Consider the following 19,179-nt stretch of genomic DNA (forward strand, 5'->3'; position numbering starts at 1 on the left):
TCAATGCTGACTTGCTCGGCACAAGATCTAACTTCGCAGTGTCCGCCGGTAATTCACGTTTTCCATGCGGCGTTAGAACCCGCCTTCAACAGCGACTTCTAGCTTTAGGCCCCTTTTGCGAAGCCCATGCACTGCTAAATTCAACCGCGACAAGGACAGGAGCGACAGATGGCGGATCTTAGCGCAAGACGGGACCAGATGTTCCCAATCCTGAACGCGCGTCAGATTGAAACTGCCAGCAGATTTGCGAGCGGTGAGGCGAGGGAATTTCTGCCTGGGGAAGTCATCTACAGGGTCGGGGATCGCGGGGCTCCCGCTTGGCTGGTAATTGGCGGATCGATGGATGTCTTTCGCCATGACGGATTATCTGGACCGGCGCTCATAACCACCCACGGGATCGGGCAGTTGTCCGGGGAGGTCAGTCAGCTTTCGGGACGGCCGGCTCTCGCAGGAGCCCATGCGGGGGATGCAGGATGCACCGCACTGCCTTTTGATGCCGCCCACCTGCGTGCTCTGATGATTGGCTCTGCGGATGTCGGGGAAATCATTATGCGGTCGCTTATCCTGCGCCGTGTGGGCCTTATCGATGCGGGAGCCGGATCGGTGCTGATCGGCACAGATGGCAATGCCGCATTGTCTCGTCTTCAGGGGTTTCTCACCCGGGGCGCTTTTCCCTATACGGTGCTGGATGCCACGATCGAGGGGGAAGGCAAGGCCCTGGTTGAGCGTCTAGGTATTCTTGCATCCGAACTGCCGCTGATGGTCTGCCCCAATGGGACAGTGCTGAAGAACCCGACCGATACAGAAGCAGCACGCTGTCTCGGCATGACGCCGGATTTGCCTGAAGGCAAGATCTACGATGTAGCCGTCGTCGGCGCCGGGCCAGCCGGCCTGGCAACAGCCGTCTATGCCGCGTCGGAGGGGCTCGACGTTCTGGTCATCGATGAGCGTTCGGTGGGTGGTCAGGCAGGCGCGTCTTCCCGAATTGAAAATTATCTCGGCTTTCCCACTGGCATCTCCGGCCAGGCTCTCGCGGGCCGTGCTTACAATCAAGCACTGAAGTTCGGTGCAGAACTCGTCGTTCCCGTCGAAGTCCAGAGTTTAGTCGAACCCACAGGCGCAGGTGCACCTCTGGAACTGGCGCTGGCAGGGGATAAGACGGCGTTAGCGCATACCGTCGTCGTCGCCTCCGGCGCGCGCTACAGGCGTCCAGACATTGCTGATTTGGTTGCCTTTGAGGGAAGCAGCGTTTCCTATTGGGCGTCGCCGATCGAGGCAAAGCTCTGTACTGGTCAGGACGTGGTTCTGGTGGGGGGCGGCAATTCTGCTGGCCAGGCCATTGCTTTTCTCGCACCGCAAGTGCGGAAGCTTCACCTCGTCGTGCGTCGCGCGCTCGAGGAGACCATGTCTCAATATTTGATCGACCGTATTCATGCTTTGCCGAATGTTGAGCTTCATATGAACTGCGAGGTGGATGCGATCGATGGTGAACCGGTGCGCGGCCTGTCTTCGGTCCGTATCCGCAACCGCATAGACGGGAGTTCCGAGATCCTGCCGCTCCACCATCTTTTCCTGTTTATTGGCGCAGATCCCAATGCCGGCTGGATCAGGGATCAGGTTCGCACGGACGCAAAGGGCTTCATTGTCACCGGTCAGGCTTTCGATGCCAATATCAAGGTAGATCGAGATCCTCTACCCTTGGAAACAAGTCTGCCAAACGTGTTCGCCATCGGCGATGTTCGAGCCGGATCGACCAAGCGTGTTGCCGCTGCCGTAGGCGAAGGCGCCGCCGTGGTGTCACAAATCCACGCGGCCCTTAGTCACCTCAGCGTCCGGCGCTGAGGGCTCGGGCATTGGGCTGTATAACAGCGGAGGTGTGTCTTCTGATCGTGGCAAGATATCGAAGGCTTGGCTTCAGAGGGCGGATGCTGCCAGTTGACGGCCATAGGCTACGATATTCTCGCCGACGCTCATGCGCTCTGTCTCATACCGACTGAGCGCAATAGATAGATCCTCTTCTTGTGACAGAATGCTGCTCAGTGCCATTACATCGCCAGCCGCCTTCGAGACGCCCATGGCCGTGTGCGGCCGGGCAACAAAGGCCGCGTCTCCAATCAGGGCAATCGCGCGACCGATCATGCGGGGTGCTTCGTAATCGAAAATCCCTTGGATGGAAGGCATTGGCTCCGCCTCGACCGCCAGTGCGAATTGGGGTGGAAGCATCGCTGCAGCGTCGCGGCGAAACTCGTTCAGGCGTTCAACTGAGAGAGCGCCTCGTGGCAGGGAGAATGCGTGTATACTGCCGCCAGCATCCGTCAACGTTGCCGCCAGTTGATCCGCTGGAACAGGCCGGTACCAGACCCAGTTATAGCGCCGTTGGCCAATTTCTCTTTCACCCCTTGAGCCCGGTACGAGATAACCGAGCACATGCACGCCTGGTTGGCTGTAGAAGGCGAAGCGATCCAGAAGCACTGCTGCCGCTGGCGGAAGGTGAGTTTCTGGAATGAGACCCCGCCACGCGACATAACCTGAATAGAGGTTTTTGCAGTGATTTGGATTGATGGCGGCACGCACTGCCGAACCGAGACCGTCCGCACCGATGACCAGATCCGCAAGCTCGCGACGCCCGTTGCTGAAGAGGATTTCCGCGTCATCATCACCATCTTGTACGCTGGCAACCTCGTGACCCAGCTCATAGGTCTCGGGCGCGATACGGGAGGATACAGTTTCAAAAAGCACGTCCCAGGAAATTTGGGTCTGCGGTGTGTTCAAACGGTGTGCGATGCCGCCATCTCGATCAAGATAAATACGTTCATCAGCGACAACGCCAATGCGTGCTACATGTTCGCAACCGATTAACCGCAGGATATGCAGCAGCTCACGCTGACCGACGAGCCCGGCGCCGCGTCCTGCCAGACCGCTCGTCGATCTTTCAAAGATGCGCACATCGTGGCCCGCTTCCTGCAGAAGGATGCCAGCAAAGAGACCCGCGAGCGATCCGCCAACGATCCTGATCCGGAGTTTTCGCATTGTCGTATCCTCACGTCTGCATGACACCGGCTGCCAAGCGTCTGGATTGCCGCACCGGTTGCTCTGTCGGGTCAGAGGGTAATCAGGGCGCGACGCAGCTTTTCAGGCGTCAGTGGCATATCGCGGAAGCGCAACCCCGTCGCATCTGCCAGCGCGTTGGCAAGGGCTGCCGAGGTCGGACCCTGAGATGCCTCGGCCACGCCCAGAAAGGGCTCACCCGGCTTCGGCAGCACATCCACCCGGATGTCGATCGGAACAGACTGAAAGCGCAGAATAGGATAACTACTCCAGTCGAAGCTTGTCCTGCGTTGGGTATCGTAAGACATTGCTTCGCGCGTACACCAGCTGAGAGATTGGATCAGGCCACCCTCGACCTGGTTGCGGACACCATCCGGATTGACCACCTCTCCGCAATCCACCGCTGTCTGCGCGCGAAGAACGGTAATGGCGCCGGTGTTCTGCTCGACGGAGATTTCCAGAAAGACCGAACAATAGGCTCCGAGGTTCTTGTAGCGGGCAAAGCCCATGCCGAAGCCGTGGAACTTGCTTTCCTTACGCCGCGTCTTCCATCTGAAGGCTTCGGCACCGGCCATCATGACGGCGCGGGCACGGGCATCTTCCATATGGTCAAGCCGAAGATCGAGCGGGTCGGTTGCTGCCGCCTTGGCGAGTTCGTCGAACATGCTTTCAATCGAAAAAACGTTCAAGTGCCCGCCCAGCGAACGCATCGCGGACGAGCGAAACGGCCCGTTTGAAATGAAGTGAAAGTTCACATCCATATTCGGCAAAGCGTAAAGCGGGTTTGAGTTACGGCTTCCATCCCCTGCCGGCATTGGGATGGGTATTTTCTCGGCCGGCGGGAAAGCGGGAGTCACCTCCCATCCGGCAAGCACACCATTCGCCGTTGTCGGGCGCGTGTTGTGTGGGGGGCTCCAGACGTCGTAATTCCAGGTGACAATACGGTTGCTCGCGTCGAGTTCCGCGACGGCTTCTGTGACCATGCCGGCACCGAGCGGTTCCCAGCCGAATTCCTGCTCGCGCATCCATTGAAGGCGAACCGGGCGGCCGGGCAGCAGATGGGCAATCAGGGCCGCATCGGCGGCGGCATCGTCTGCGCCGTTCTGACCGTAACATCCCGCGCCCTGAACATGGATCGCATGGACCTTATCTTCCGGCATGCCGACAAGGCTCGAAGCTACGCGCTTGACATCGAAAATGCCCTGACTATGGCTCCAGACTGTCAGCTCTCCATCGACCATCTGTGCGATGGCACAGGAAGGACCAATCGAGCCATGGCTGTACCAGGGCCTTGTATAGCGGGCCTCCAGGCGCTTGACCGGTTTGGCCGTCGGGTGAGAGACTTTTTCAATGACGTAATCCTTCGCGGGTAACGGCTTCAGAATGGAAGCGATATCACCGACAGGAAGATTTTCATCCTGTCGCTGCGAAGGGTTCGCCATCAATTGCCGCATGATCGAGACGGCATCCCACTCCCGCTCACAGACAACGGCTGCAAAGTCACCCTGTTGAACGAACGCGTGCAGCCCCGGAATGGCTTCGATCTCGGCGCGCGGCGGCAGCGCGAGCTTCATTCCTTCGGATGGTGCGCGAATGACGCGTGCATGCAGCATGCCCGGAAGACGCATGTCCTGGATGAAGGATGCGCCCCCGGTCACCTTGCCCGGAATATCGAGGCGGGGAAGGCTTTGACCGATGCTGCGATAGCTCTTCGGCTGGCGCAAAGGGGCATCGGCGACGGCTTCCACATGCAAAGAGAGCGATGCGGCAACGGCGCCATACGGGATGCTGCGACCATTGCTGGCGCGGATCGTGCCGTCGCCCATGGTTGACACCTCGGTATCTGCAACGCCGAGCATCGAGGCTGCCGTGCGCAGAAGCAGCATGCGGACATTCGCTGCGGCAAGACGCAGGGCTGGGCCACCATATTGCATGGAATGGCTAGCGGCCGTCAGTCCCTCGTCAGGCGTACGGGTGGTGTCCGCCGTTACGATTGAAACCAAATTGGGTGGCATGTCCAGCTCTTCTGCGGCCACCTGCAGAAGCGCCGTCATGATGCCTTGCCCTAGTTCCACCTTGCCGGTGAAGACCTGAGCCTTGCCATCTGCATCGATCCGGATCCACGAGTCGAGATAGGGAAATGGTTGAAGATCGTCGGGGAGTACAGAGACGGCACCAGTACCCGATGGCTCAGCTTCCCCGGTTGCCGCGCCGCGAGCCGTTGACATTCCGGCAAGCGAGAAGGCAACGACGATCCCGGCGCCGCCGAGAAAGTTGCGGCGCGTGACCGGCAAATGGCTGGATGGGGTCACGTTGCATCTCCCTTGTTTTGATGGTTGGCCAGCACCGCACTCGCACGTTTAATTGCACGGATGATCCGATAATGCGTGCCGCAGCGGCACAGATTGGGCTGCATATGCTGGCGAATTTCTTCATCGGAAGGCGAGGGATTGTAGGATAGCAGGCTCTGGGCGCGCATGATCATTCCCGCGATGCAATAGCCGCACTGCGCCGCCTGCTCATCAATGAAGGCCTGCTGCAAGATGCCCGGCTTCTCTGCAGTTCCAAGTCCTTCCAGGGTTGTCACCCGGCGTCCCACCGTTGCCGCCACAGGTGTCAGGCAGGAAAAGACCGCGTTCCCGTCCACATGAACGGTACAGGCGCCGCATTGACCGAGGCCGCAGCCGTATTTGGCCGCGTTGAGTTGCAGATCATCGCGTAGGACGTAGAGGAGCGGCGTGTCCGGGCTTGCTGTAACGGTATGGCGCTCGCCGTTGACGTCGAGAGAGATGGTCATTTGGCGTCCTCTTTCCGTATGACTGAAACCTTGGCGGCCAGATCGGGCCATGTGGGCGCATCGGTGAAACGCGACCGCGCGTAGGCAAGCAGGTCTGCGATCTGTTGATCTGTCAGTGCGTCGGCAAAGCCCGGCATGTAAGGTCCGTGGCCAGCGGCAGGCGTGATGCCGCCCAGCACTACCTTGATAGCATTGCGCGGATCATCCATTTTCAGATCGGACACAACAGATAGTGGCGGCCGTCCTGCCGTTTCCATGGGGGCTCCGCTCATGTGGCAGCCACCGCAGGCACCGGCGAAAAGCTTCGCCGCGTCTGAAGCCGGCGTCCTGGTCGCTGCCTTCGACGCGGTTGTCCCTTCAGCCTTGGCCGGATTTGCGTTCGTTTTTGCGGAAGGTGTAGCAGCCGGCTTCATGCGCGAGGCGATGTAGGTTGAGATGGCCCTGACATCTGCGTCATCCACCTCGGAAAGTCCCTCGGCAACCGGGCCCATCGGGCCACCGGCGGCGCTGTGAGCGCCAGCGATACCGTTCTTCAGGTAATCGAACAGCGACGCCTGATCCCAGCGACTGGCAGAAGGGTTGGACGCATCGAGCGCCGGCGCGATCCACCCTTCGGCAACACCGCCTGCCAGATCGGAGCCATGCTCCTCGGCGCCGAGGAGATTGCGCGGGGTATGGCAACCGCCGCAATGGCCAAGGCCTTCGACCAGATACTTGCCGCGATTCCATTCGTTGTTCTGTGTTTTATCCTGAACGAACGCGGTCTTTCTCAGGAACAGAAACTTCCAGCCGGCGAGCAAGGGGCGGAAGCCCAGCCCCGGCAACAGATCGTTCGGAGGTTGAACCTCCTTCACCGGCTCGCGGGTCATCAGGAAAGCATAAATCGCCTGAAGATCCGCATCATCGACATGTGTGAAATGCTCGTAAGGCAATGCTGGATAAAGATGCGAGCCGTCGCGCGCCACACCTCTCGTCATCGCGCGCTGGAAGGCGGCGAATGACCAATTGCCGATACCGGTTGTTTCATCCGGCGTTATGTTGTCGGAATAGAGCGTACCGAACGGCGTCGGCAGAGCTTTCGATCCCGCAAAGGGACGACCGCCATCGGTTGAATGACAGACCACACAATCGCCAATGCTGGCAAGTTCCGCGCCGCGTTTGACTTCTGCCACCTCGAAGCTGCTCGGAGACGGGCGCGCCACCGGTGGGATGGCTGGCTCATAGACGATAATGGCCGCCGTGACCATGCCGACCAAACCAGCAATGCCGAGGGCAGAAAGCCAGATCTGGCGTTTGGATTTTACCACGATCATCTCAGCAGGCTCCATCAGGCCATTTATTCGCCTTCGGTCCCGTGGGTTATTCATCCTGGTTAGGACAGAGGTCGGGCTTTGGATCGAAGACTTCAGGGCATGAGGATAGAATTGTGCTGACCGGGTTTGAACTATCGACTGGTATACGCGTGCTCATACTCCAGTATAGCTGGAGAAGCTGACACGCAGTCGACGCGAGCAACCATGACAGGGGCGTGGGTCGTCAGAGCCTGGATACCGCGATCGCAAAAATCATGATCGCCGGAGTTTCTCGAAGCTAAAGCCATGAGTGACTGATCCGCATTGACTGATTTTGCGGCGGCCGGACATCTTCCGGTCTTGAACGGACCACGTGCTACAAGCGCGGGAATTCGTCTTGACGCGCGCTTGAATTTTGCGATCAGAGATCGTACAAAAATTTGATCAAATTATTAGAGGCGATAAAGTGCGCCTTCCCGGCAGAAGAAGGTCGCTCTTCCGCAGAAGCAATCTCATAAAAGCGGCCACGAGGTGAACCATGAGCATTCTCAACAATACCCGCGAGCTTCAACGCATCGACGCGGCGCACCATCTGCACCCATTCACCAATACGCGAGAACTGAACGGCCGAGGTGCGCGCATCATCACCTCAGCCAAAGGCGTCTATCTAAACGATGCCGATGGTAACAGGATCCTCGACGGCATGAGCGGTTTGTGGTGCGTGAATGTGGGTCATGGCCGCAAGGAGATCGTCAGTGCTGTCGCAAATCAGATGGAGCAGCTGACCTTCTACAACACCTTCTTCAATACGACCCATCCGCCGGTGATCGAACTGTCGCGCCTACTTTCCGAAGTAACGCCACCGCAGTTCAATTATTTCCATTTCACCGGCTCCGGTTCCGATTCCAACGACACCATTTTCCGTATGGCCCGGTATTACTGGGAGCTCGAGGGCAAGCCGGAGAAATCGATCTTCATTTCTCGCCGCGGTGCCTATCACGGCTCCACCGTTGTGGCGGCATCATTTGGTGGCTTCAATTCCATGCACAAGCAGGGAGGCCTGCCGATCGACGGGATCTACCACGCGCCATCGCCGGACTGGTGGAGCAATGGCGGCGATTTGAGCCCCGAGGAGTTTGGTCGCAAGGTGGCTGCGCAGACATTGGCGCTGATTGATGGCATCGGCGCCCACCGCATCGCCGCCATGATTGGGGAGCCGATTATGGGTGCTGGTGGCGTGATCATCCCGCCGAAGACCTACTGGCCAATCATTGCTCAGGGCCTGAAAGAACGTGACATCCTGTTCATTTCAGACGAGGTGATTTGCGGTTTCGGCCGTACGGGGCAATGGTTCGGCTGTGAGTTCATGGGCACGGAGCCAGACTTCATGACCATGGCGAAGGGCATTACCTCTGGCTATGTGCCAATGGGTGCTGTGGCGGTTTCAGACCGTGTGGCCAAGGTGCTCATAGAGAAGGGTGACGAGTTTACCCATGGTTATACCTACTCTGGCCACCCGGCAGCCTGCGCGGCCTCCATCGCCACGATCGGCATCATGCGTTCTGAAAAGCTTGTTGAGCATGTTCGCGAGGACGTCGGCCCCTATCTGAAAGAGAAATGGCTGACATTGGCGGATCACCCGATGGTCGGTGAGGCGGTTATGGAAGGTCTCATAGGCGCCTTCCAGTTCACATCCAATAAAAGCGCGCGTGCGGGTTTCCCCGAAGCGGCGAAAATTGGTTTTACCGCGCGTGAGCATTCTTTCCAGAATGGTCTTGTGATGCGCGCGGTTGGGGACCGCATGGTCATTGCACCGCCCCTCACGCTAACCCGAGCCGAGGCTGACGATCTGGTCGAGAAAGCGGCTAGGGTCACCGATCTCACCTATGCCTATGCTAAGAAGCAGGGTCTGATGGCATGATACGCTAGGGTGAGGGCCCAATCATCTTGTTGAAATGGTGTGAGGCGATCCGGATGAGATACGAGGCGAAGAACGGAGGCGATGCAAAGGCATCGGCGAGGCTTTTCAACGACGTAGCTCGCCGGATCGACCACATCCCGAGCATAATCCTCTCAGGATTATGCGGGAGGACGCGCGAACGGCTGCGATCTGCTTTGTCGAAGCGCTTGAATGGGTGCCGGACCCATTCGTGCGCGCTTCTCCTCGCATATCATGGCCGTTCATCGCGCCATTTCAATAATATGATTGAGCCCTCACCCTAGGCTCCACGTTCAGCCGTTGGCGATCGTGGAGCCGTTTGATGTGACTGGAACAAGACAAAGCAATGAAGATAGCATCGCCCAGTGGCTCCCATTTCGAAGAGGCGGAAGAATTTCTGGCTCGATACCCGCAGGTCGAAGGAATCGATATCGTCATGACCGACTGCCACGGCATTGGTCGCGGCAAGATCATTCGACGTCATGAGCTTGCCTCGCTCTATCATTCCGGTCGGGCCATGCCGGCTTCCCTGTTCGGGCAGGATGTAGCAGGCGATGACGTCGATAGTTCGGGCGTCGTGCTGACGGATGGCGGTGGCGATAAGCGATGCTGGCCTATTCCGTCCACTCTGGGAATGATGCCGCATACGGGGCGCGGTCAGGTCCTGGTCAGCATGTATAATCCCGATGGGAGCGCCTTTGATGCTGAGCCACGCCACGCGCTGGTGCGCCAGGTGGAGCGGGCAGCGAAGCCGGGCTTTACGCCGATGGGTGCTTTCGAGCTGGAATTCTATCTCATCGATAAGGAACGTGACAGCAGCAGGCGATACCAGCCGGCGCGCTATGCGCTGAACGGTCGCCATTCCGTTCAGCGCAATACGATGTCCGTCGATGAACTGGATGAGATGTCACCACTGTTTGATGTCATTTACCAGGGTGCGGCGCATTTGGGGCTTACGCTGGAATCGCTCATCTCAGAATATGCGGCAGGCCAGTATGAGTTGACGATTCGGTATCGCGATCTTCTGCGCGCTGCGGATGATGTTGTCATCGCCAAGCGTCTCATTCGCTCCGCGGCGCGTCGGTTTGGGATGGAGGCCTGCTTCATGGCCAAGCCCTTCGGCCAGCAGGCAGGCTCAGGCATGCATCTTCATCTTTCGCTTCGCAATGACGTCGGCGAAAATCTCTATGGCGACCAGCCCGATGGTCGGCTTAGTCCGGTTATGCTGCAGTCGATTGCCGGTATCCGTGAAACGGTTGGCGACACAATGCTGGTTCTGGCTCCTTTCCTCAACTCCTGGAGACGGTTTGCATCTGTCTCCTATTCTCCCGCCTCCGACGATTGGGGCGTCGAGAATAGAACGGTAGCCCTGAGGGTGCCCGGTACTCCGGGCAAAGGACGCCATTTCGAACATCGTGTGGCCGGGGTTGATGCCAACCCTTATATGGTCGCCGCTGTTACGCTTGCCGGCGCGCTGCAAGGCATTGAAAGCAAGGCAGACCCGGGACCACCGGTCGAAGGGCATCTCCACAGTGATGCGCGCGCGCATAGCAGCCTGCCGCAAAGCTGGCTTGATGCCATCGACCGAGCTGAGCATTCCAGTTTCGTTCGCCAGGCGCTTGGGCCGATGCTCCATCAGGCATTCATCGCGGTGAAACGCGCCGAGTATGAACGGCTGGCGCTGGAGGTTTCCGAGGCCGAATGGGATCTCTACGGCTTTGTCGTTTAGAAAGACGACACTGCCGAGCTCTCAAATTATGAGCTGTTACCGGAGAGAAATGACCGCCCAAGATGACCGACGCCATCCTGAATATCGGCAGTAATGGCGGCGCGCAGCGCGTCTGCATTTTTAGCGTCGATCGCTTGCATGGCTTCTGCATGGCGATCAACCCGGTAGCTTTCCGCGAGATTGGCCGTCGCCGCTCTCATGAAGGGACCGAGGCGTAGCCAGACCGATTCCAGAAGGTCGAGCAGTACGCCCTGGCCGCTTGCCTCGTAGATGCACCGGTGAAAGGAGAAGTTGAGGGCAATTGCCTTCTCCAATTCCTCGGCCGCGTAGGCTGCTTCCAACTCCATATCTATCGTTTGCAGGCGCGCGAGGCGCGTTGAGTCGATGAATGGCAGGGCCCGCTCGGCCGCAAGTGTTTCCAGGGCAATACGGGTGGCAAGAATTTCGTCGAACTTTGCCGCAGTCATAGCCGGCACGCGAACCCGTCGATTGTCGAGGTATTCCAGAGCGCCGTCAGCCACGAGCCGGTGCAAGGCCTCCCGCACAGGCATTGGACTTACGCCCAGTTTTTCGGCCACACCCAAGATGGTAATAGGACGGCCTGGCTCTACTATGCCAGACATGATGTCACCGCGCAGGGTTCTATAAACCCGCTGTTTGACTGATTCTTCAGTTTTTTTCGGCGTTTGTGCCATTCTGGCTCCCGGCATTTCAACGTGGCGCAAATCATCTTCCCGATCGTAGCACAAGAAAATCCTCAAAGAGGCCCATGCTGAATTTACACAGGTGCGGCACATTGTTGTTGTAATTTGATCAAATTTAGCTTTGATGGCATCAAAAGACGATCGCAGATCGCAAGTGGGAAACGTGGCTATGCAAGCAGATTCGGCGTCGGAGAGGCAACGCTGCTTATCTGAGGCGAATTACCAATGAGTGGGGGATCTATGGGGCCGGCGATGACATATGCTTGTCCTTATCAAGCTCTTTGTGGAAGGCTGCATTCAGCGATATCAAGGCCACTGCGCCAGAGGCGACCTCCACGGTCTGTCCAGTTATGACGATCTCTGACGGCAAGATGAGGCTTCGAGGCATAAGCCAGGAAGCTCAGCATCCGTTGGGTAATCCCGCCCGCGTATGCTCAATAAAAGGTGCATGATGATCAATGAGAAAGACGCAAGACAATTTCTCGACGCCAATAAGGATATAGAAATCCTCGAAGCCTTCGTCATCGACGTGAATGGCGTTCCAAGAGGCAAATGGATACCACGGGAGCGAGCGCTGGATGTTCTCACCAAGGGCATGGCGATGCCTCGCTCTGTCTACGCACTGGATGTGTGGGGCAGGGACGTCAGCGAAGCTGGCCTTGCGGAGGGCACCGGCGATCCGGATGGAATCTGTCTGCCTGTACCAAACACTCTTTCGCGCGTGACCTGGCTCGCACGGCCCACCGCACAGGTGTTGCTGCAGATGACGGTCGATGGCGCGCCCTTTTACGCTGATCCGCGCCACGTTCTTGGTAACGTGGTCGACCGCTTCAAACAGGATGGCTTGACCCCTGTTGTCGCGACAGAGTTGGAATTCTATCTCATCGATCCTATCCGCTCAGCGCTTGACCCGGTGCGCCCACCCAATAGCCGGGAAGGCCGCTGGCACACAGGCCAGACACAGGTTCTTTCGATTTCCGAATTGCAGGACTTCGAGGAAGTCTTTCATGCCATCTCGTCTGCTGCACGTGCTCAAGGTATTCCCGCCGATACGACGCTACGCGAAAACGGCCCCGGCCAGTATGAAATCAATCTGAACCATGTGCCGGATGCGCTCCGAGCGGCGGACTACGCCGTGTTGTTGAAGCGCATCGTGAAGGGCGTGGCCCGTGCCCATGATCTGGATGCCACCTTCATGGCCAAGCCCTACGGCACTCAGGCCGGCAGCGGCATGCATGTGCATTTCTCGATCTTGGATGACGAGGGCCGTAACATCTTCGTAGGCGAAGACGGCCCCTCGGAACGGTTGATGCATAGTGTGGGCGGCTTGCTGGATACCATGGGCGATAGCATGGCGATTCTGGCGCCCCACCAGAATTCCTATCGTCGTCTGCGCCCTTCCGAACACGCGCCGACCTATGCCTCCTGGGGCTTTGACAATCGTTCGGCCGCGGTGCGCGTGATTACGACACCCAAGCCCGCAACGCGTATCGAGCACCGCGTGGCAGGCGCCGATGCAAATCCTTATCTAGCGCTTGCCATGATCTTGGCAGGAGCCCGTACCGGCATGCGGGAGAAGAGAATGCCCGGCGGGGCAATTTCGGGAGACGATCATTCCATCACGCATGAGCCATTGCCGACGAACTGGGATCAGTCGTTGCGCAGTTTTTCGAAGTCTACCTTCGCGCTGACGGCGCTCGGCCAGCAGTATTGCAAGCTCTACCGCGCCTGCAAGCATCAGGAACTGGCGGAATTTGCGATACGTGTCACGGATGTCGAATATGATGCCTATATCCGCACAGCCTAAACCCCGTTCGCTGACGATCCTGCCTGGCCTCGAGCCACTCGACCGTATAATGGATATACCCTTCGTGTCTCGGCTTGATCTCGTCACAAAATCGCTCCGTCAGAATGATCCCGAGTTTGCCGGATATGCTCTAGCCGTAGCGCGCGGCTGCTTGTGTGCTGTTCCCAGCTTTGTCCACCTTCTAGCCCAAAGCCTTCGCCATCAGATCATGGCGAAGGCTTTGGGCCCGGCTCGGGCTTGCGGAAGCGCGGGGCACACAGCCTACCGGCCGAGAAGCTGCAGGCTGCAAGCCGGATGTACCAGGCGCGATGCCCTTCGCCGAACGGCTCGATCCTAACGAAAAATGCTAGCTGCAGAACGAATTATTTAGCCTGCGGCGCCCTAAAGCGCGCCGATCGTTGCGGTATAGACGGCGTAGAGCGATTTCGTCCCCGTGATGAAGAGGCGGTTTCGTCGTGGTCCGCCGAAGCAGAGGTTCGCCACCGTCTGTGGCACCAGGATCTTGCCGATCAGAGTGCCGTCTGGTGCAAAGCAATGCACGCCGTCGCCCGCGCTGGTCCAGAGATTGCCGTAGATATCGAGCCGGAAACCATCCGGTATGCCAGCGTTAAGACGGCAGAAGATGCGGCCATTCGAGAGCGTCTTCCCGTCGATCACATCGAACACGCGGATAACCGGTTCTGCCTGTTCATCATGGCTTCGCGCCGAATCCGCCACATAGAGAAGCTTTTCATCGGGCGAGAAGGCCAGACCGTTCGGCTGACCGAAATCGTTGACCACCGACGTCAGTTCACCCGTCTGTGGGTCGAGCCGGAAGACGTTGCGATGCGCCTGCTCGGGCTCTGCCTTGTATCCCTCGTAATTTGACATGATGCCGTAGGTCGGATCCGTGAACCACACGCTATCATCAGATTTTACCACCACATCATTGGGGGAATTCAGGCGCTTGCCCTGGTACCGGTCGGCCAGAACGGTGATGGTCCCGTCGATCTCGGTGCGAATGACCCGTCGTCCGCCATGTTCGCAGGAAACAAGGCGACCCTGCCTGTCCCGCGTATTGCCGTTCACGAAATTGCTGGGCTGGCGATAGACCGAAACCGGCTGTCCATCCACGTAGCGCAACATGCGCTCGTTGGGGATGTCGCTGAACAAGAGCAGGTTCTGATCCGCGAACCAGACGGGCCCCTCCGTCCAGCGACCGCCGCTATAGAGTTCCTCCAGCTCGGCACTGGGAACAATGAGGTGGCGGAAGCGCTGGTCGATGATCTCAAAAGGGGTATCAGACATGAGGTGAGCCTTGATTAGCGGGCGGAGACCCTGCGGCTGGCAGCAATGATGACGGCGATGATGATAAGTCCGGTCAGCATCAGGCGAATGCCTGCGCCGAAGCCGTAGGTGTTCAGCATCGAAACCACGAGGAACATGAACAGCGAAGCGCCCCAGATGCCGGGCACGTTGGAATTGCCACCCGCGACGGCAGAGCCGCCGATCACGACCACCGCAATGGACATGAGCAGATATTCCGCGCCCATATTGAGCGCAGCGCCACCGGAGAAGCAGGCGAGCAGGTAGCCGCAGAGTGCGGCCAGCACCGCGCAGATAACGTATGTCAGGAACCGCGTTCCATCGACCGGAATCCCGGCCATGCGTGCTGCAAAGGGGCTCTGGCCGATGGCGGAAATCCAGCGCCCATAGATGGAACGGTCGAGCAGCCACCAGATGGCGACGGACAGGGTAAGGCCCACCACTGCAATATTCGGTATGCCAAGCGTCATGCCGGTGGTGAAAGCCGAAAGCTCGTCCGGCGGCTTGATGCGCAGTCCGCGATTGGACCAGATAGCCAGCGACTGTACCAGGAAGCTCATGGAGAGCGTCGCGATGATCGGCGGAATGCGCAGGAGCTTGATTAGCCCGTAATTTGCGATGCCGACACCAAGCCCGATACCGATGGCGACCAGCAGCCCCGGCAGAATGAGCGAGGCATCCGTATTCATGAACTTCAGCGCCAGCGTGCCGGACAGTGTGATCGTCGCCGGAACGGATAGATCCACATTGCCCGGCCCGAGTGTAATCACCAGCATCTGCCCCAGCCCGACGATCACGGAAAAGGCAGCAAAGGTCAGTGTTGCCTGTCCGAGGCTGAAAGTGGAGGCGCCACCGGTGAAGAGTACCGTGAGAACAAAGGTTGCGAGAGCGGCCAGCCAGGACCAGATCCAGGGCTTCGAGAGGGCTGTGTTGAAGATTGTCATGATCTCACCTCACGCCTCACGCCGGGAAAAAATAAGTCGCAGCCCAAGCACCACGATCAGCACTGCCCCTTGCGCGCCGATCTGCCAATCGGGGGAAATGCGCAGGAAGGAGAGAAAGGAGCCCGCCAGCGTCAGCGTCAGTGCGCCGACGACGGCGCCAATGGGCGACACCCGGCCCCCGACAAATTCACCACCGCCGAGGATGACGCCTGCGATGGAAAGCAGCGTATAGCGCAAGGCAATATTGGCATCTGCCGATGTTGTCAGACCCACCAGCGCCATGCCCGCCAGTACGGAAAAGAAACCGGACAATGCATAGGCTGCAACCTTGATCCGGAGCACCGACCAGCCGGCGCGCGAGACGGAACGCGCATTGCCGCCCACGCCACGGATCGCAACGCCGAGGGTCGATTTCATCACGATCAGATGCGCCACAATGCCGATGACGAGGCTTGCGACAATGGCGAAGGGAATGATTGGCGTCTGCGCCGTCATCATGGAGCGAAGCCAGACGGGCGCCTGCCCACCGGGCGAGGGGAGGATCAGCACTGCAAGCCCGCCCCAGACGAAGCTCATGCCAAGTGTGACGACGATGGAGGGAAGATCACGCAGGTGGATGATCATGCCCATGAAGGCGTAAGCGGCAATAGCTACCGCCAGAATGAATATGCCGAGCAGGGGCGTTGACGGCATATAGACTGCGGTGACGCAAGCGGCGAAGCTGACGAAGGTGCCGATGGAAAGATCGAGATCGTTGACGGCAATCACTAGCATCTGGGCAATCGTCGCCAGCGCAATCGGCACGGCCAGATTGAACAAGAGATTTAGGCCGAGATAGCTCATGGCGCGTGGCTGCAGCCAGAAGACCGCCACCAGAAGAACGGCCAGCGAAACCAGCGGGATGAGAAGGCGGATATGGTCGGCGGAGATCTTGATCTTCATGCCGCCTCTCCCGAAAAGGAGGCGGCCAGCACATTGTGCTCACTCACTTCGTCGCCTGAAAGCTCGGCGACAATCGCGCCATCCCGAAAGACATAGACACGGTCGCACAGGCAGATTTCGTCCATTTCCGTCGAATACCAGATGAAGGTGCGTCCGGCTTCCGCCTCCGCACGGATGATCGAATAGACATCCTGCTTGGTGCCGATATCGACGCCCCGCATGGGGTCGTCCATCAGCACGATCCGGGCCGGTGTCGAAAGGGCGCGGGCAAACAGCACCTTCTGCTGGTTGCCGCCGGAGAGGGAGAGAATGGGCAGATGCATGTCTGGCGTGCGGATGGCGGTCTTTTGCTTCCACTCCGCGCCCACCGCATCCTCGTTCGCCGCATGGACGGAAAAGCGTTTCGACAGCGCGCCAAGATTGCCGACGGAAAGGTTGCGCAGAATGCTCCAGAGCGGAAAGGTGCCGTTCAGCGCGCGGTCTCCCGCTACGAAGGCGATTTCATCCGGTCGATGCGGCAGCCAGTTGCTGGAGCGCTCGCGAAACAGCGCAAGCAACATCGCCGTCTGTCCGTGACCGCCAAGTCCTGCAAGCCCGATGACCTCACCCTTGCGGGCCTTCAAGCCCAGGCCTGTGCGGGGTGTCGCGGGAATATCGATGACCGTGGGAGATGTGTCGAGGACTGTGCGGACACCGGTACGTGTCTTTTCCCGAACCACGCTGCCCATCGCTTCGACGAGCGACTTTCCGGTGAATTCGGAGACGGGCCTTGCAGCGACCACGCCGCCATCCTTCATGACGACGATGCGTGTGGACGTCGACAGGATTTCGCCGAGAATATGGGAAATGAGGAGGACGGAACCACCGCCGCTCACGAATTTGCGCACATGCGCCAACATCTGTTCGGCAAGCGCGGAGTCCAGCGAAGATGTCGGCTCATCCAGAATGACCAGTTTCGGCGGTCCGCTGACATCGAGGAAATTGAGGGCGATCTCCACCATCTGCCGTTCGGCGATGGAAAGCGTGCCAACGGTTGCCGAACAATCCACGCGATTGCCGGGGAAGACTTCCGAAAGCTTCGTTTCGATCAGGGCGAGTGCGCGTTTGCGCCATCCAAATCCTGTCAGCCCCGCATGCATAAGCCGCGCGTTTTCCACGATGGAAAGATTGGAGCAAAGGGAAAGCTCCTGAAACACGCAGCGAACGCCGCCGGCTCGGGCGGCGGAAACACCAGTCATGCCCGAAGCCATGCCGCCATAGGAAACACTGCCTTCATGCGGGGTTAGCCCGCCATTAATGACATTGACGATGGTAGACTTGCCAGCGCCATTATGCCCGACAAGGCCGACAGCCTCACCAGCGGAAATCTCGAGATCGACACCCGATAGCGCACGGACCGCGCCAAAGGTTACGCTTGCGCCGCGCACGGCGACAACGGGAGTGGTCATGCCTGAAGTCCGTCCTCACATGTTATAGGGGGTGCCGGTCAGCATTTCCGCTGACCGGCGGGTCCGGAGGCGGACCTATTTTGCGTCTGCAATCACCTTCTCGGCATCAGCCTGGGAATATTCCACATTGGCCACGCCGCCCTTCTGGGTGGATTTCAGGTTGTCTTCCAGATTGGCCTGGTCGATTCTCAGGAACGGTACGGTCAGATCCTTCTTGACCTGCTTGCCATCGAGGATCTGCTGGGCCACCCAGAAAGCCAATGTGGAGACGCCGGGCGCAATCGAGACGGACATGGTCTCGTAAGCGTTGGCGTCCTTCTGCTTCTTCCACCACTGCAACTCGTCTTCGCGGTTGCCCATGACGATGATCGGCGTCTTGCGCTTGGCGGCCTCGAAAGCCTGCGCCGCGCCATAGCCATCGCCGCCCTGCGTCACGACAGCGGCCACGTCCGGCAGGCTCGGCAGAACGCCGGCAACAGCGCGCTGTGCCACGTCCTGCGCCCAGTCGCCATGCACGGAACCGACGATCTTGAACTGCGGGAACTGCTTTACCCCCTCATGGATGCCGGCCGAGATCTCGTCATCAACGAAAACACCGGCCAGACCGCGGATCTCCAGGAGATTGCCGCCCTGCGGCAGACGCTTGGAAAGATATTCAACCTGGCTACGGCCCATTTCCTTGAAGTTGACGGCGATGCGCCAAGCACAGGGTTCGTTGACGATGCCATCGAAGGAAACGACGATGATGCCGGCATCGCAGGCTGCCTTTACGGCGCCGTTCAACGCCGTGGGCGATGCGGCATTCAGCACGATCGCATCATAGCCCTGAAGGATCATGTTCTGGATCTGCGCGGCCTGCTCGGTCGCCTGGTTTTCGGCGGTCGTGAAAGCGTCGGCGGCGGCAACCTTCTTGGCCGCCACGGCAGGCTTGGTCACCTTGTCCCAGCTTGTCAGCATGGCCTGGCGCCAGGAATTGCCGGCATAATTGTTGGAAAGCGCGATCTTCTTGCCAGAGGTATCGGCATTGGCGGCGTGCGGCAGAACGGCAGCAGAAAGCACCGCTGCTGTTGCCAGCAGAATGGTCTTGAACGTCATGTCTCTCTCCCTTTGTACCCGGCTCCTCGCCGGTCTCGGAAATCGGTCCTCCCCGCTTCCGAAGAACATTTGCACCAGGGCCTCCAACCCCAGTAAAGCCATCTTCCGTCATGACAGCAGCGCTGCCTA

General features: G+C 58.9%; 14 protein-coding genes. 4 read left to right on the top strand and 10 right to left on the bottom strand.

The features are described from left to right. Positions 1 to 168: 168 nt before the first annotated feature. Entirely contained in the window at positions 169 to 1,842 is a 1,674-nt protein-coding gene (locus Q2T52_RS22415) for an FAD-dependent oxidoreductase (protein ID WP_302079116.1), read from the top strand. A 72-nt stretch (positions 1,843 to 1,914) separates the two neighbouring features. On the opposite strand, the gene Q2T52_RS22420 is transcribed toward Q2T52_RS22415, so the two are convergent. The 4 genes from Q2T52_RS22420 to Q2T52_RS22435 form a co-directional block, all read right to left on the bottom strand. After that, on the bottom strand, positions 1,915 to 3,030 hold the full coding sequence (locus Q2T52_RS22420; RefSeq protein WP_302079117.1) for an FAD binding domain-containing protein: 1,116 nt from the start codon (positions 3,028 to 3,030) through the stop codon (positions 1,915 to 1,917). Positions 3,031 to 3,101: 71 nt separating this feature from the next. After that, the gene (locus tag Q2T52_RS22425; protein ID WP_302079118.1) at positions 3,102 to 5,360 is read right to left on the bottom strand and encodes a molybdopterin cofactor-binding domain-containing protein; all 2,259 of its coding nucleotides are present in this window, start codon (positions 5,358 to 5,360) and stop codon (positions 3,102 to 3,104) included. Further along, positions 5,357 to 5,845 (bottom strand): (2Fe-2S)-binding protein, encoded by a 489-nt coding sequence (locus Q2T52_RS22430; RefSeq protein WP_302079119.1) that lies wholly within the window; start codon positions 5,843 to 5,845, stop codon positions 5,357 to 5,359. Before Q2T52_RS22430 ends, Q2T52_RS22425 begins: the two co-directional genes overlap by 4 nt. Further along, entirely contained in the window at positions 5,842 to 7,158 is a 1,317-nt protein-coding gene (locus Q2T52_RS22435) for a cytochrome c (RefSeq protein ID WP_302079120.1), read from the bottom strand. Before Q2T52_RS22435 ends, Q2T52_RS22430 begins: the two co-directional genes overlap by 4 nt. A 517-nt stretch (positions 7,159 to 7,675) precedes the next feature. On the opposite strand from Q2T52_RS22435, the gene Q2T52_RS22440 reads away from it, so the two are divergent. Continuing rightward, a complete protein-coding gene (locus Q2T52_RS22440; RefSeq protein ID WP_302079121.1) occupies positions 7,676 to 9,058 on the top strand; it encodes an aspartate aminotransferase family protein in 1,383 nt (460 codons plus the stop codon). 364 nt (positions 9,059 to 9,422) lie between these two features. Continuing rightward, positions 9,423 to 10,805: a glutamine synthetase family protein gene (locus tag Q2T52_RS22445; RefSeq protein WP_302079122.1), complete on the top strand. Its 1,383-nt coding sequence runs from the start codon at positions 9,423 to 9,425 to the stop codon at positions 10,803 to 10,805. A 26-nt stretch (positions 10,806 to 10,831) separates the two neighbouring features. Here the strand turns inward: Q2T52_RS22445 and Q2T52_RS22450 are convergent, their stop codons facing one another. Next, positions 10,832 to 11,500 carry a GntR family transcriptional regulator gene (locus tag Q2T52_RS22450; RefSeq protein ID WP_302079123.1) on the bottom strand — a complete coding sequence of 223 codons (669 nt, stop codon included), beginning with the start codon at positions 11,498 to 11,500 and terminating at the stop codon, positions 10,832 to 10,834. Positions 11,501 to 11,960: 460 nt separating this feature from the next. On the opposite strand from Q2T52_RS22450, the gene Q2T52_RS22455 reads away from it, so the two are divergent. After that, positions 11,961 to 13,316: a glutamine synthetase family protein gene (locus Q2T52_RS22455; protein ID WP_436799575.1), complete on the top strand. Its 1,356-nt coding sequence runs from the start codon at positions 11,961 to 11,963 to the stop codon at positions 13,314 to 13,316. A 381-nt stretch (positions 13,317 to 13,697) separates the two neighbouring features. Here the strand turns inward: Q2T52_RS22455 and Q2T52_RS22460 are convergent, their stop codons facing one another. The 5 genes from Q2T52_RS22460 to Q2T52_RS22480 form a co-directional block, all read right to left on the bottom strand. Further along, positions 13,698 to 14,603 (bottom strand): SMP-30/gluconolactonase/LRE family protein, encoded by a 906-nt coding sequence (locus Q2T52_RS22460; protein WP_302079125.1) that lies wholly within the window; start codon positions 14,601 to 14,603, stop codon positions 13,698 to 13,700. 14 nt (positions 14,604 to 14,617) lie between these two features. Next, positions 14,618 to 15,565: an ABC transporter permease gene (locus Q2T52_RS22465; RefSeq protein ID WP_302079126.1), complete on the bottom strand. Its 948-nt coding sequence runs from the start codon at positions 15,563 to 15,565 to the stop codon at positions 14,618 to 14,620. Positions 15,566 to 15,574: 9 nt separating this feature from the next. Next, positions 15,575 to 16,507 (bottom strand): ABC transporter permease, encoded by a 933-nt coding sequence (locus tag Q2T52_RS22470; RefSeq protein ID WP_302079127.1) that lies wholly within the window; start codon positions 16,505 to 16,507, stop codon positions 15,575 to 15,577. After that, positions 16,504 to 17,955, bottom strand: a complete 1,452-nt coding sequence (locus Q2T52_RS22475) for an ATP-binding cassette domain-containing protein (protein WP_302079128.1) — start codon at positions 17,953 to 17,955, stop codon at positions 16,504 to 16,506. Before Q2T52_RS22475 ends, Q2T52_RS22470 begins: the two co-directional genes overlap by 4 nt. A 75-nt stretch (positions 17,956 to 18,030) precedes the next feature. Beyond that, positions 18,031 to 19,050, bottom strand: a complete 1,020-nt coding sequence (locus Q2T52_RS22480; protein WP_302079129.1) for an ABC transporter substrate-binding protein — start codon at positions 19,048 to 19,050, stop codon at positions 18,031 to 18,033. Between the last annotated feature and the right edge of the window lie 129 nt (positions 19,051 to 19,179).

This window comes from Rhizobium oryzicola (genome assembly GCF_030504645.1).
GTDB classification, from domain to species: Bacteria; Pseudomonadota; Alphaproteobacteria; order Rhizobiales; family Rhizobiaceae; genus Neorhizobium; species Neorhizobium oryzicola.

Coding starts and splice junctions, on each gene's coding strand:
- Q2T52_RS22475 (WP_302079128.1), bottom strand. CDS start 17,955: ATGACCACTCCCGTTGTCGCCGTGCGCGGCGCAAGCGTAACCTTTGGC.
- Q2T52_RS22450 (WP_302079123.1), bottom strand. CDS start 11,500: ATGGCACAAACGCCGAAAAAAACTGAAGAATCAGTCAAACAGCGGGTT.
- Q2T52_RS22470 (WP_302079127.1), bottom strand. CDS start 16,507: ATGAAGATCAAGATCTCCGCCGACCATATCCGCCTTCTCATCCCGCTG.
- Q2T52_RS22420 (WP_302079117.1), bottom strand. CDS start 3,030: ATGCGAAAACTCCGGATCAGGATCGTTGGCGGATCGCTCGCGGGTCTC.
- Q2T52_RS22430 (WP_302079119.1), bottom strand. CDS start 5,845: ATGACCATCTCTCTCGACGTCAACGGCGAGCGCCATACCGTTACAGCA.
- Q2T52_RS22455 (WP_436799575.1), top strand. CDS start 11,961: ATGATCAATGAGAAAGACGCAAGACAATTTCTCGACGCCAATAAGGAT.
- Q2T52_RS22435 (WP_302079120.1), bottom strand. CDS start 7,158: ATGATCGTGGTAAAATCCAAACGCCAGATCTGGCTTTCTGCCCTCGGC.
- Q2T52_RS22460 (WP_302079125.1), bottom strand. CDS start 14,603: ATGTCTGATACCCCTTTTGAGATCATCGACCAGCGCTTCCGCCACCTC.
- Q2T52_RS22480 (WP_302079129.1), bottom strand. CDS start 19,050: ATGACGTTCAAGACCATTCTGCTGGCAACAGCAGCGGTGCTTTCTGCT.
- Q2T52_RS22465 (WP_302079126.1), bottom strand. CDS start 15,565: ATGACAATCTTCAACACAGCCCTCTCGAAGCCCTGGATCTGGTCCTGG.
- Q2T52_RS22440 (WP_302079121.1), top strand. CDS start 7,676: ATGAGCATTCTCAACAATACCCGCGAGCTTCAACGCATCGACGCGGCG.
- Q2T52_RS22415 (WP_302079116.1), top strand. CDS start 169: ATGGCGGATCTTAGCGCAAGACGGGACCAGATGTTCCCAATCCTGAAC.
- Q2T52_RS22445 (WP_302079122.1), top strand. CDS start 9,423: ATGAAGATAGCATCGCCCAGTGGCTCCCATTTCGAAGAGGCGGAAGAA.